Source organism: Streptomyces sp. BJ20 (assembly GCF_022869105.1).
Classification (GTDB): domain Bacteria; phylum Actinomycetota; class Actinomycetes; order Streptomycetales; family Streptomycetaceae; genus Streptomyces; species Streptomyces griseoincarnatus.
Genome location: NZ_CP094918.1, coordinates 4,192,312 through 4,204,104 on the forward strand (window position 1 = coordinate 4,192,312; position 11,793 = coordinate 4,204,104).

General features: G+C 72.7%; 11 protein-coding genes. 5 read left to right on the forward strand and 6 right to left on the reverse strand.

Going from position 1 to position 11,793, the window contains the following annotated elements; genetic code table 11:
• Positions 1–160: 160 nt before the first annotated feature.
• Together MTR79_RS18715 and MTR79_RS18720 are read right to left on the reverse strand one after the other, a co-directional pair.
• Entirely contained in the window at positions 161–766 is a 606-nt protein-coding gene (locus MTR79_RS18715; protein ID WP_189365822.1) for a lytic polysaccharide monooxygenase, read from the reverse strand.
• 440 nt (positions 767–1,206) lie between these two features.
• Positions 1,207–1,941, reverse strand: coding sequence for an alpha/beta hydrolase (locus tag MTR79_RS18720; protein ID WP_244791402.1), 735 nt, complete (start codon positions 1,939–1,941; stop codon positions 1,207–1,209).
• A gap of 113 nt (positions 1,942–2,054) precedes the next feature.
• Here MTR79_RS18720 and MTR79_RS18725 point away from each other — a divergent pair, with 113 nt between their 5' ends.
• From MTR79_RS18725 to MTR79_RS18735, 3 genes are all read left to right on the forward strand, one after another.
• The gene (locus MTR79_RS18725) at positions 2,055–2,813 is read left to right on the forward strand and encodes an RNA polymerase subunit sigma (protein WP_244791404.1); all 759 of its coding nucleotides are present in this window, start codon (positions 2,055–2,057) and stop codon (positions 2,811–2,813) included.
• 94 nt (positions 2,814–2,907) lie between these two features.
• Positions 2,908–4,077, forward strand: coding sequence for an FAD-dependent oxidoreductase (locus MTR79_RS18730; protein WP_244791406.1), 1,170 nt, complete (start codon positions 2,908–2,910; stop codon positions 4,075–4,077).
• A gap of 50 nt (positions 4,078–4,127) precedes the next feature.
• Entirely contained in the window at positions 4,128–5,024 is an 897-nt protein-coding gene (locus MTR79_RS18735) for an RNA polymerase sigma-70 factor (protein WP_048458360.1), read from the forward strand.
• A gap of 92 nt (positions 5,025–5,116) precedes the next feature.
• On the opposite strand, the gene MTR79_RS18740 is transcribed toward MTR79_RS18735, so the two are convergent.
• Complete coding sequence (locus tag MTR79_RS18740; protein WP_244791408.1) at positions 5,117–6,634, reverse strand: PTS transporter subunit EIIC; 1,518 nt, start codon at positions 6,632–6,634, stop codon at positions 5,117–5,119.
• A 39-nt stretch (positions 6,635–6,673) separates the two neighbouring features.
• The gene (gene murQ / locus MTR79_RS18745; protein WP_280518340.1) at positions 6,674–7,624 is read right to left on the reverse strand and encodes an N-acetylmuramic acid 6-phosphate etherase; all 951 of its coding nucleotides are present in this window, start codon (positions 7,622–7,624) and stop codon (positions 6,674–6,676) included.
• 254 nt (positions 7,625–7,878) lie between these two features.
• Here murQ and MTR79_RS18750 point away from each other — a divergent pair, with 254 nt between their 5' ends.
• Positions 7,879–8,373 (forward strand): NUDIX domain-containing protein, encoded by a 495-nt coding sequence (locus MTR79_RS18750; RefSeq protein ID WP_122213199.1) that lies wholly within the window; start codon positions 7,879–7,881, stop codon positions 8,371–8,373.
• A 185-nt stretch (positions 8,374–8,558) separates the two neighbouring features.
• Complete coding sequence (locus MTR79_RS18755) at positions 8,559–9,776, forward strand: serine hydrolase domain-containing protein (RefSeq protein ID WP_189365738.1); 1,218 nt, start codon at positions 8,559–8,561, stop codon at positions 9,774–9,776.
• 58 nt (positions 9,777–9,834) lie between these two features.
• On the opposite strand, the gene MTR79_RS18760 is transcribed toward MTR79_RS18755, so the two are convergent.
• Positions 9,835–10,539 carry a response regulator transcription factor gene (locus MTR79_RS18760; protein WP_048458356.1) on the reverse strand — a complete coding sequence of 235 codons (705 nt, stop codon included), beginning with the start codon at positions 10,537–10,539 and terminating at the stop codon, positions 9,835–9,837.
• A gap of 189 nt (positions 10,540–10,728) precedes the next feature.
• Positions 10,729–11,733, reverse strand: coding sequence for a helix-turn-helix domain-containing protein (locus MTR79_RS18765; protein WP_189365739.1), 1,005 nt, complete (start codon positions 11,731–11,733; stop codon positions 10,729–10,731).
• Between the last annotated feature and the right edge of the window lie 60 nt (positions 11,734–11,793).

Consider the following 11,793-nt stretch of genomic DNA (forward strand, 5'->3'; position numbering starts at 1 on the left):
TCGACCGGGAGTCGGACGAGGGCGTGTACCGGGAGCCGAACGTGTGGATGCGGCACCGCTGACGTCGGTCGCACAGGGCGACGGCCCGGACGGGTGAGGGACCACCCGTCCGGGCCGCGCCGTGCGGTTCAGTGCGCTGTGCTGTGCCGTGCTGGGTGGCTCAGCCGAAGTCCACGTCGCTGCACATCAGGTAGGCCTGGTCGAGGTGCGAGGCCTGCCAGATGGTGAAGACGATGTGGTGCCCGGAGTAGCCGGAGGTCCGCACCGGGAACGTGATGTCGTTCGCCGGGGCGAAGCGGCCGGTCTGGGTGATGAAGTCCAGGTCGTCCCAGCCGAGGGCCTCGGTCTTCGGGTCGAAGCCCTGCTTGCTCACGTAGACCTTGAAGTAGTCCGCGCCGTGCGACGCCTGGTCGTACAGGTGGACCGTGAAGTTGTCGTCGACGGGCGTCGTCTTCCACGGACCCGGGTTGTTCAGGCTCTCGAAGTTCGAGTGGTTGTTGCTGCAGAGCTTGCCGTTCGGGATGCGCGCCTCGAACTGGCCGCCGAGACCGTCCTGGAGCATGCTCATCCAGTTCCACATGGTGTTGGGGTTGGCCTGGTAGGCCTGCCAGCACATGGGGTCCTCCTGCGCCATGGCGGGGTTCATGTGGTCGCTGCCCCACTCCTCCCAGCAGTGGTACGCGCGGGAGGCGGGGCCGACGACGGAACCGTGCGCCTGGGCCGTGCCCGAGAACGTCAGCGCGCCGGCCACCACGGCGAACAGCATCAGGAACGCCTGGAAGAGACGGCGCCCGGCCGGCCGGGAAGTACCGGCGGATAAACGTGAGTTGTGCATGGGGGGATGACTCCAATCCTGTGGGTGAAACGTGATGGGAGCGCTCCCAAAGGTAGAAGGTGGGCGTGCAGGTTTCGTGGAGCGAACGAAACGGTTTCGGGGAGACGTTCGGCCGCGACCGGCCGGTTAACACGGCCGACACGCACGGCCCGCATACTGAGCGCCCACATCATGCCTGCTCACACAGTAAGTTGAGGGTGCGGCCGAGATCCGTTGGTCCGTCAATTCGTCCCGGTAATTTCGGTTGCGGCGGCTTTGCCGCATCGAAATCTTTCGACTCGGCGAACTTGTCCGGCACGAGACCCAATCCGTAAGACGTGCGGTGCCGCCGGCCCGGGGCGGGTCGGCGGCACCGCACGTGACGTGCCCCCTTACCGCTTCACCGACGAAGCCGCCGCCCTCACCACCCGCGCGACCTCCTGCGGATGCGAGACGCTCGCCGCGTGTGACGCCTCCAGCTCCGTCACCTCCGCACCGGCGCGCTTCGCCATGTGACTCTGCGCTGCCGCGGGGATGTTGAGGTCCTCCGTGGCGACCACGGCCCAGGCCGGCAGCGTCCGCCAGCCCGGCTCGGGCGCCGGCTCCTCCAGGGCCGCTCCGGTCACCGGACGCTGGGTGACCGCCATCAGCTGGGCCACCCCCTCCGGCACGTCCGCCGCGAACTGGTGCGGGAACTTCGCCTGGTCGATGGTGAACTCCATGCCCGGCGAACCGTCCGGCAGCGTCACCGGCGTCGGCCGCAGTGCCTCGCCGAGGCTGCTGCCCGGGAAGCGCGCCGCCAGGTCCAGCGCGCTCTCGCCCTTGTCGGGGATGAACGCGGCGACGTACACCAGCGCCCGCACGTTGTCCGCGCCCACCGCCGCGGCGGTGATGACGGATCCGCCGTAGGAGTGGCCGACCAGGACGACCGGCCCCTCGACGCCGGCGAGGACTTCACGGACGTACGCGGCGTCGCCGCTCAGTCCGCGCAGCGGGTTCGCGGCGGCCACCACGGGGTGGCCCTCGCGCCGCAGTTCGCGCGCCACGTCGTTCCAACTGGTCGAGTCGGCGAAGGCACCGTGGACGAGAACCACGGTGGGTTCGGGAGAGCGGGAACGGTGGAACATGGCCGGTCCTTTCGTCGGAAGGCGGTGCCGCCGGGCCGGCGGAACGTCGTCGCCTTTCGCATCGATGACCACGCGGCGGACCCATGTGTGACATATAGGGCGAAAGGGACTCCGTGTCACAGACGGCCCGGCTGTCCGGTCTCTCGCATGTGAACCGCGTCGACGACGGCTCCCCGCTCGCGGACCTGCTCGACGAGCGGCGGCACCTGGTCGCCCTCGCCCACCGCATGCTCGGCAGCGCCGACGACGCCGAGAGCGCCGTCGACGAGTGCTACCGGCGGTGGTACGCGCTGTCCGACCGCGAGCGGGAGCGCATCCGCGTACCGCTGACCTGGCTGGCCGCCGGCCTCGGCCGGATCTGCCGGGCCCGGCGCGTGCTGCCGCCCCCGGAGGGATCTGCCGGTGCCGCCCGCCCCACTGTCCCGGATGTCATCGTCGTCCGGCCCCGCGACGCACAACCCACGACCGTCCGGCAGCACGCAGCCGCGAATCCCACGACACTCCGGCAGCACGACGCCGTGGTGCACGCCGTCCGCCGTGCCCTCGTGGCGGCCGACGTGGACCTGCTCCTCCCCCTGCTGGCGCCCGACGCAGCCGCCTTCTTCGACGGCGGCGGGAAGATCCGGACGCTTGTCGCACCCGTACACGGGCGTGACCGGGTCGCCCGCGGTCTCCTGCGCCTGCTCGACCGCGGCCCGCACACCACCCTCGCCGCCCACTCCGTCAACGGGCGCACGGGACTCGTGGTCCGCCACGGCAGGCGGGTGGTCGCCGTCCTGAGCCTGGACGCCTCCGGCACCGAGGCCGTAGGGGTGTGGGTCGTCGTCAACCCCGACAAACTCCGCTCCTGGAACGCCGGCCGGCGCCCGTGACGGCATCCGCCCCCACCTCACCGGCCACGGGTGTTACGCCGGGCCTCCCGCCGGTGTCTCCATGCCGCAGTCCGGTTCCACGAGTGGAGACATCATGAGCAGGAACAGCGAGAACATCGAGGTCGTCGTCCTGGGCGGCGGCTACGGCGGCGTCAAGGCCGCCAACCGGCTGGCGCGCCGGGCGGGCGTGTCGGTGACGCTGGTCAACCCACGGCCCGACTTCGTCGAGCGCATCCGCCTGCACCAGCTGGTGACCGGGTCCGACGACGCGGTGGAGGCCTTCGGGGAGGTGCTGGGCAGGAACGTCCGTCTGGTGGTCGACACCGCCACCCTGATCGCGCATGCCGAGCGCCGGGTGTCCCTGGCCGGCGGCGGCACCCTCGTCTACGACCATCTGGTCTACGCGGTGGGCAGCGGCGCCTCCGCCCCCGGTGTGCCCGGGGCCGCGGAGTTCGCGCACACGGTGGCGGACCTCGACGGCGCGCGGCGGCTGCGGTCGACGCTGGCCGAGACGCCCGCGACAGCCCCGGTGACCGTGGTGGGGGCGGGCCTGACCGGTGTGGAGACGGCAGCCGAGCTGGCGGGGGCGGGGCGCCACGTCACCCTGGTCTGCGGCGGGGTGCTCGGCCCCTCCCTGCACGCCCGGGGCCGCCGTCCGGTCGCCCGCCGGCTCGCCGCGCTGGGCGTGAGGGTCCTCGAAGGCGCCGGGACGCGGGTGACGGAGGTGACCCGCGACGCCGTACGGCTCGCCGACGGCCGCGACGTCACCGGCGCGGTGACCGTCTGGACCGCGGGGCTCCGTGTGCCGGACCTGGCCGCGCGCAGCGGGCTGAGCACGGACGCCCACGGGCGGCTGGTCACGGACCCGACGCTGACCAGCGTGGACGACGACCGCATCGTCGCCGCGGGGGACGCCGGTGTGATCACGGGCCGGCCGTTCCGGATGAGCTGCCAGGCGGCCGTGCAGCTGGGCACGGGAGCCGCCGACACCATCCTGCGCCGGATCGCGGGGAAGTCCCCGGCACCCGTCCGGCTGCTGTTCGCCGGGCAGTGTCTGAGCCTCGGCCGGGAGGAGGGCGTCACCCAGTTCTCGTACCCGGACGACCGGGTGAACGCGCTCCACCTCAGTGGCCGGCCGGCCGCCGGCGTCAAGGAGATCGCCTGCCGGTCCACCCTCCGTCAGCTGGTGGCCGGGGCGCGCAAGGCCGGTTCCCGGGCGGTCCGGGAGGACGGCTCCGGCCCCCGCCGGAACGTCCCGGCCTGACCATCACGGCCTCCGTCACGGGCCGAACACGAGAAAGCGGCACACCCGACATGAACGACCACACCCCCGACCCCGCGACCGAGGCCTTCCTCAGCCACCGGAACCTGCTGTTCACCGTCGCCTACGAGATGCTCGGCTCCGCCGCGGACGCCGAGGACGTCCTCCAGGAGACCTGGCTGCGGTGGACGGACGTCGACCTGGCACAGGTCCGGGACCGGCGTGCCTACCTGGTGCGGATCACCACCCGTCAGGCGCTCAACCGGCTCCGCACACTGAAGCGCCGCAAGGAGACCTACGTGGGCCCCTGGCTGCCCGAACCCCTGCTCACCACGCCGGACGTGGCCGAGGACGCCGAACTCGCCGAAAGCCTGTCCCTGGCGCTCCTGTTCGTGCTGGAGACCCTCTCACCGACGGAGCGCGCCGTCTTCGTCCTGCACGAGGTCTTCGACTTCGACTACGACATGATCGCCGCCGCCCTCGGCAAGACGCCCGCCGCGGCACGCCAGACGGCCTACCGGGCGCGGAGGCACGTCGACGCCCGCCGCCCCCGCACGCCGGTGTCCGCGGAGGAGACCAGGGCGGCCCTGGACTCGTTCCGCTCCGCGCTGGAGACCGGCGACCTGCGGGGGCTGCTCGACGTGCTGGCCCCCGACGTCGTCTTCGTCAGCGACGGCGGCGGTCTCAGGCTGGCGGCTCTGCGGCCGGTCGTCGGCGCGGACAGGGTGCTCCGCTACATGGCCGGCAGCCTCGGCAAGGCGGGCGGCACCCTCACCGGCGAGGCCACCACGGTCAACGGCAACCCCGCGCTCGTCCTGCGCCTCGACGGCGGGATCGACGGCGTGCTGGCCGCGCGGGTGGAGGACGGCCGGGTCACGCGGCTCTACTACGTCCGCAACCCCGAGAAGCTCACCCGGGTCGAGTCCGAGACCTTCCTCGCCGGACGGTGAGCGGCCCACGCCCGTGGGAGACGGCGCCGGGCCGGCCCCCGTGGAGGGGCCGGCCCGGCGCCGTCCGTGCGGCCGGTCTCCCGGCCGGAAGGTCAGACCTTCTCCGCGACGCGCTCCTCCGCCGCGACCGGGGCGGGAGCCGCCGGCGCCGGCTCGTCGGGGGCCGCGTTCAGCTCCTCGAGCATCGTCCTCGTGAAGCCGAACCAGTACGTCGCCACGAAGCCCGCCACATAGCCGACGAGCAGGCCGGCCGCGTAGACGGCGATCGTCCGGGCGAGGCCGTGGTTGCCGTCGAGGAGGGGGAACAGCGCCCAGCCGGAGGGGCCGATCGCCATGGAGCCGACGTCCGTGCCGAGCTGGTTGAACAGGCCGACGAACGCGCCGCCGAAGGCGCCGCCCGCGCAGGCGGTGACGAAGGGGCGGCCCAGGGGCAGGGAGACGCCGTAGATCAGCGGCTCGCCGACCCCCAGGAAGCCCGGCCACAGCGCGGACTTGATCGTCGTGCGGATCGAGGTGTTGCGGGGCAGGCGGAGGTAGATCGCGAGGGCCGCGCCGACCTGGCCCGCGCCCGCCATGGCGAGGATCGGCAGCAGGACGGTGAAGCCGGAGCCCTCGATCAGCGTGGTGTGGATGGGGATGAGCGCCTGGTGCAGGCCCAGCATGACCAGCGGGAGGAACAGGCCGCCGAGGAGGAAGCCGGCGCCGGCGCCGCCGTGGGCGAGCAGCCAGTCGGCGGCGTCGCCGATCCAGGTCGACACCTCACCGGCGAGGAACATCAGCCCGAACAGGGTCGCGAGGCCGGAGACCAGCACGGTGACGGTGGGCGTGACCAGCACGTCGACGGACTCCGGGACCCAGCGCCTGCACCGCTTCTCGACGTACACGCCGAGGCAGGCCGCGGCGAGCGCGCCGAGCACGCCGCCCTGGCCGGGCGAGAGGTGCTGGCCGAACGCCTCGACGTCGGCCACCTTGGCGTACACGATGATCGACGCGACGGCGCCGCCGAGGATCGGGGTGCCGCCGAACTCCTTGGCCGTGTTGTAGCCGACGAAGACGGCGATCAGCGCCATGAAGCCGGAGGCGATGGCGGCCAGCGCGGGGGTGACGCCGGGCAGCCAGCCCAGGTTGACGAGCAGGCCGTTGAGGCCGGCGATGATGCCGCAGCCGATGAGCGCGGGGATGAGCGGCACGAAGATGTTCGCGATGCGCCGCAGGAACAGCTTGAACGGGGTGGCGTTCCTCGCCTTCCGCTCCGCGCGGAGCGCCGCGCCCTGCGCCGCCAGCTCCTCGGCGGTCACGGGGTCGGACCCGCCCGCGGGGGCGGCGGGCTCCTCCCGGGCGTCGGCCCGCCCCTCCTCGACCAGGGCCTCGAACTCGGGGGTCACCCGGTTCACGGTGCCCGGGCCCAGCACGATCTGGTAGGTGTCGTCCTCGACGACGCCCATGACCGCGGGCAGTGCCTTGAGTGCCTCCTCCTGGACGAGGGACCGGTCGCGCAGGCCCAGCCGGAGCCGGGTCATGCAGTGGGCCACCGACGTCACGTTCGCCGCGCCTCCGACCAGGGGGAGGATGGCGGCAGCAGTGGCGCGATGCTTGTTCTCTTCGCTCATGGTGCGGTCATGCCTTGCTGTGAGGTGGGGCAGGCCGGGTCAGGCGGCTGCGGCTTCGAGTGCCTTGCGCAGGTGCCCGTGGGCGTCCTGCAGCAGGCGGGCTGCGGTGGGGGCGTCCACGGACGCCAGGAGGGTGAGGATGGAGTTCTTGACCTCGCCGTCGTTGTCGGCGAGGGCGGTCTCGACGGACTCGTCGCGCGCGCCGGTGGCGAGGGAGACGATCCGGTGGGCGCGCGCCCTGAGCTTCTCGTTGGAGGCCCGCACGTCGACCATCAGGTTCCCGTAGGTCTTGCCCAGCTTGATCATGGTGATCGTCGAGATCATGTTCAGCACGAGCTTCTGCGCCGTGCCCGCCTTCAGCCGGGTGGAGCCCGTCAGGATCTCGGGGCCGACCACCACCTCGATGCCGTGGTCGGCGGCCGCGGCCAGCGCGCTGCCCTCGTTGCAGGACAGCCCTACCGTGAGGGCGCCGAGGGCGCGGGCGTGCCGTACGGCCGCGACGGCGTACGGGGTGCGGCCCGAGGCGGAGATGCCGACGACCACGTCGTCCGCGGTGAGGGCCAGGGCGTCCAGGTCGGCGCGGGCGGCGTCCTCGCGGTCCTCGGCGCCCTCCACGGCGCTGACGACGGCCGTGGGGCCGCCCGCGACGAGGCCGACGACCTGTGCGGGGTCGGTGTTGAAGGTGGGCGGACACTCGGAGGCGTCGAGGACGCCGAGCCGGCCGGCCGTGCCGGCGCCGGCGTAGACCAGCCGGCCGCCGCGGGCCATCCGCGCGGTGACGCCGTCGATCGCGGCGGCGATCTCCGGCAGCCGGGCGGCGACGGCCGTGGTGACGGTGGCGTCCTCCGCGTTCATGAAGCGGGCGATGTCGAGGGTGGGCTGGCGGTCGATGTCCGCCAGCTCCGGGCGGTACGCCTCCGTGGTCATGGTGGCCAGCTGCTCACGCAACCGGCCGCTCTCCACGGCGTCTGCGGCGGGCACGGACGTCACTCTCCCGGTGTCGAAATTTACTTTCGGCCGATCACTTGAGCCTGAAAGATATTTTCAGCCACGGCGTGCGTCAAGGGTCGGCGTGCAAAGGTCCGATCACGACTTCGCGGCGGCGGGGCACCCCTCGCGGACGCCCCTGCGGAACATCCCCTTCCACCCAGGTCACCGCCGCGCCACCGACCTGCCCGAGCCCGGAGCCGGTGACGTGCGTCACCTCCTACCGGGGCGGACCCCTGACCGTGTAGAAGGGACCGGTGAACAGCACCGGACACCTCGCCGCAGAGCGCCCCGAGCGCGCCCGCCCCACGCCGCACAGCCTGACGGGGGTCGGTGTCGCCGTCCTCGACGCCGACGGCCGCGTCCTGCTCGGACTCGGTCACGACGGCCGCTGGGAGCTGCCGGGCGGCAAGGTGGACCCGGGCGAGGACTTCGAGACGGCGGCGGCGCGGGAACTGGCGGAGGAGACCGGGCTGGTGGTGCCGGCCACGGCCGTGCGGGTGCTGGCGGTCGTGGTGGACGGTCTGCGCGGACTGACCCGGGTGACGGCCGCCGCGGTCGCCGAGGGCGCGGAGGGCACGCCCGAGGTGACGGAACCGGACAAGATCGTGCGCTGGGAGTGGTTCGCCCGGGACGCGGTGCCGTCCGAGCTGTTCGGTCCGTCGGCGTCGGTGCTGGACCGCGTGTGGCCGCAGGCGGCGCCGCGCGGGGCTGCGGAGGCCCGTCACTACCCGGTCCGACCGGCCGGGTGACGGACAACGCCGTTTCCGCCACACCGCGTTGAAGGACGAGGTGGCGGGGTGCCGCTGCACTACGATGCAGACGTTGCCGCCCCGGCCTTATGGAACTTCGTCAACTACCCAGCAGGAAAAGGGAGTTGAGGAGGTGACCGGCCGCAGGCGCCTGTCCCTTCCCCTCACGCTCAGGAAAGAAGCGGATGCGGATCAAAGACGTGAGCCTCGCGCTCGTCGGTTCCACCCTGGTCGTCACGCTGGCGGCGTCCCCCGCCCTCGCCGACACCACCACGCCCTCGCTGCCGGCGCCCGACGTCGCCGCCGTGGCCGCGGTGCACCGGACGGCGCTGTCCCAGGGTGCGCCCGGCGCGCTGACCCGGATCGACGAGGGGCCGCGGAGCTACCACGTCGCCACCGGTGAGGCCGACACCGCCGCCCATACGCCGATGGACACCGGGCGGCGGTTCCGCGTGGGGAGCGTCAGCAAGACGTTCACCACGGTGGTGCTGCTGCAACTCGCCGCCGAGGGCAAGATCGACCTCGACGCGCCGGCCAACCGCTACCTGCCCCGGCCGCTGCCCGACGAGCGCATCACGGTCCGTCATCTGCTCAGCCACCGGAGCGGGTTGTACGACTACACCAACGACATGTTCTACAACACCGTCCCCGGCTTCGAGGCGGTGCGGAACAAGGTCTTCAGCTACCAGGAGCTGATCGACCTGTCGACGGCGAAGCCGCTGAACAACACGCCGGGCGCCGCTTACAGCTACTCCAACACCAACTTCGTCGCCCTGGGCGCGATCATCGAGCACGTGACGGGCACACCGGTCGCCACGCACTACCAGCGGCGCATCCTCACGCCCCTGCGGCTGAGGAACACCTCGTACGTCCACCCGCGGACGACCATCTCGGGCACGTACGCGCGCGGTTACCTCCGCCAGGACGACACCACACTGCCGCTGGTGGACTCCACCGAGCAGACCGTCTCCTGGGCGCAGTCCGCGGGCGCGGTCATCTCGAACGCCAGGGATCTCAACCGGTTCTTCTCCGCACTGCTGTCGGGGAAGCTGCTGCCCGAGGAGCAGCTGCGGGAGATGACCACCATGGTCCCGGTCACCGCCGACGGCAAGCAGTCGTACGGGCTGGGGCTGCGCGGGCGGACGCTGTCCTGCGGCACCACGGTGTACGGGCACACCGGCACCGTGCAGGGCTACTACACGTACGCCTTCACCACGAGCGACGGCCGGCGCAGCATGGCGTCGCTGGCGAACACCTCCAACAACGGCACGGTGAACACCACGCTCGGCGCCACGCTGGACGCGTCCTTCTGCGGCACCGACCCGGCTGCCGCGGTGCGGCGCGCCGCCGCCCCGGCGGAGCGGTTCACGGAGGACATCGCGCCGCAGGTCGCCCGCGACTGATCGCCGGGACCTCGCCGTGGGTCCCGGCCGGGCGCCGTCCGGCCGGGACCCGCGGACGTCAGTGACCGTTGCCGTCGTGCCGCAGGCGGTCCCGGGCCTCGGTGGCCATCACGGCGGCCTGGATCCGGCGCTCCACGCCGAGCTTGGCGAGCAGGCGGGAGATGTGGTTCTTCACCGTCTTCTCGGCGAGGTAGAGCCGCCGGCCGATCTGGCGGTTGGTGAGGCCCTCGCCGATCAGCTCGAGGATCTCCCGCTCCCGCTCGGTGAGGCCGGGCAGCACGTCCCGCTCCTCCGGCTTCTTCTGCGGGCCGCCGCGCAGGCGCTCCATCAGCTTGGTGGTGGCGCTCGGGTCGAGCAGCGACTGGCCGCGCGCTACCGTGCGGACGGCCTCCACGAGGTCCGAGCCTCGGATCTGCTTGAGGACGTAGCCGGACGCGCCCGCCATGATCGAGTCCAGCAGGGCCTCCTCGTCGTCGAACGAGGTGAGCATCAGGCACGCGAGGTCCGGCATCCGGGAGCGCAGTTCACGGCACACGGTCACGCCGTCACCGTCGGGCAGCCGGACGTCGAGGACCGCGACGCGCGGGCGCAGGGCGGGGACGCGCACCAGGGCCTGCTCGACGGTGGCGGCCTCACCGACCACCGTGATGTCCGGCTCGTCGTCCAGCAGATCGTGCACCCCGCGCCGGACCACCTCATGATCGTCCAGGAGGAAGACCCGGATCGGCCCCTCGTCGGGGCCGGGCTGCTCGACGTCCGCCATCGCCATGCTCCTTGCTGTGCGCGGAGGTGTTCCCCCAGGATCCTCACGCGTCCGGTGCCGGGCGGCCAGGGCCGTTCGGCCCTGATCACCCGGCCGCTCCGGCGTGCGCCTGCGCCCCCGGCGCCAGGACGGGCACGCGGCCCCTCCCCGACGCAGAGCACACCCACTCCCCGGCGGGGTGGCGCCCCCTCACAACCACCCCCTCCGCGCCGCCTGCCAGGCGAGTTGCATGCGGGTCGTCGCGTCCGCCAGTTCCATCAGGCGCTGGATGCGCCGTTGGACCGTACGGCGGCTGAGGCCCATCTGGGTGGCCACCGCCTTGTCCGCGACGCCGGCGACCAGCAGGGCGAGGAGGCGGCGGTCGGTGACGCCGAGCGGGTCGGGGGGCCCGGCCGCGTCCGTGCCGGCGACGGCGCCCGTGTCGTCGGCGTCGAGGGGAACCGCGTCCTCCCAGTACCGCTCGAAGAGCGCGACCAGCGCGGCCAGCAGGTTGCTGTCGCGGACCAGCGCGGAGGTGGGTTCCTCGGGGCTGCCGTCGGGGCCGCCCGGTACCAGCGGGCAGATCGCGATGGCACGGTCCGCGACCGCGAGGCGCAGCGGGAGATGCGGCACGGCGCGGGCCATCTCGCCCGCCTTCACGCCCTGGACAACGTTATCGACGGCTCCCTCGTCGTCGAAGAACGCCTTCTCGTACAGCACCCGGTAGCGCACGCCCCGGGCCAGCGCGTCGAACTCGGCGCGGTTGCTGCCGGACGGCATGGCCACGTACTGCGCCTTGCAGAACCACAGCATCTCGTCCCGGGCGCCGTCCTGGATCTGGCGCAGGTGCTGGCGCAGCGCCTCCGCGCCGGTGATGACCTCGATGAGCTGGCCGAGGTCCTGGCGGCGCAGGGTCTCGCGGTAGGACTCCAGCAGCGCGGTGGCCTCGGCGCGGGCCAGGTCGAGCGCGTCGGCGCGGCGCTTGAGGCGGGGCAGCAGGGCCACGTCGGGCGGGGTGGGGCGGTACTCGCGGGGCAGTCCGTCGCTCTGGCTGACCAGGTTCTTCGCGGCCAGCGCGTCCAGCACGTGCCGGGTGTGCTCGGGCTCCAGACCGGCCCGGTCGGCGACCTCGCGGGCGGTGGCCCGGCCCATCGTCACCAGCAGGCGGTAGACGGTCTCCTCGGTACCGGTGACCCCGGCGGCCTCCAGCGTCACGGCGCCCTCCCCCGCACATCGATATGCAAACGCCTGAACGGTTGAATACCGTACAACAAG

Bases quoted from the DNA above. Each gene is read 5' to 3' on its own strand.
- MTR79_RS18735 (WP_048458360.1), top strand. From the start codon at position 4,128: ATGAACGACCACACCCCCGACCCCGCGACCGAGGCCTTCCTCAGCCAC.
- MTR79_RS18715 (WP_189365822.1), bottom strand. From the start codon at position 766: ATGCTGTTCGCCGTGGTGGCCGGCGCGCTGACGTTCTCGGGCACGGCC.
- MTR79_RS18755 (WP_189365738.1), top strand. From the start codon at position 8,559: ATGCGGATCAAAGACGTGAGCCTCGCGCTCGTCGGTTCCACCCTGGTC.
- MTR79_RS18730 (WP_244791406.1), top strand. From the start codon at position 2,908: ATGAGCAGGAACAGCGAGAACATCGAGGTCGTCGTCCTGGGCGGCGGC.
- MTR79_RS18740 (WP_244791408.1), bottom strand. From the start codon at position 6,634: ATGAGCGAAGAGAACAAGCATCGCGCCACTGCTGCCGCCATCCTCCCC.
- MTR79_RS18720 (WP_244791402.1), bottom strand. From the start codon at position 1,941: ATGTTCCACCGTTCCCGCTCTCCCGAACCCACCGTGGTTCTCGTCCAC.
- MTR79_RS18760 (WP_048458356.1), bottom strand. From the start codon at position 10,539: ATGGCGGACGTCGAGCAGCCCGGCCCCGACGAGGGGCCGATCCGGGTC.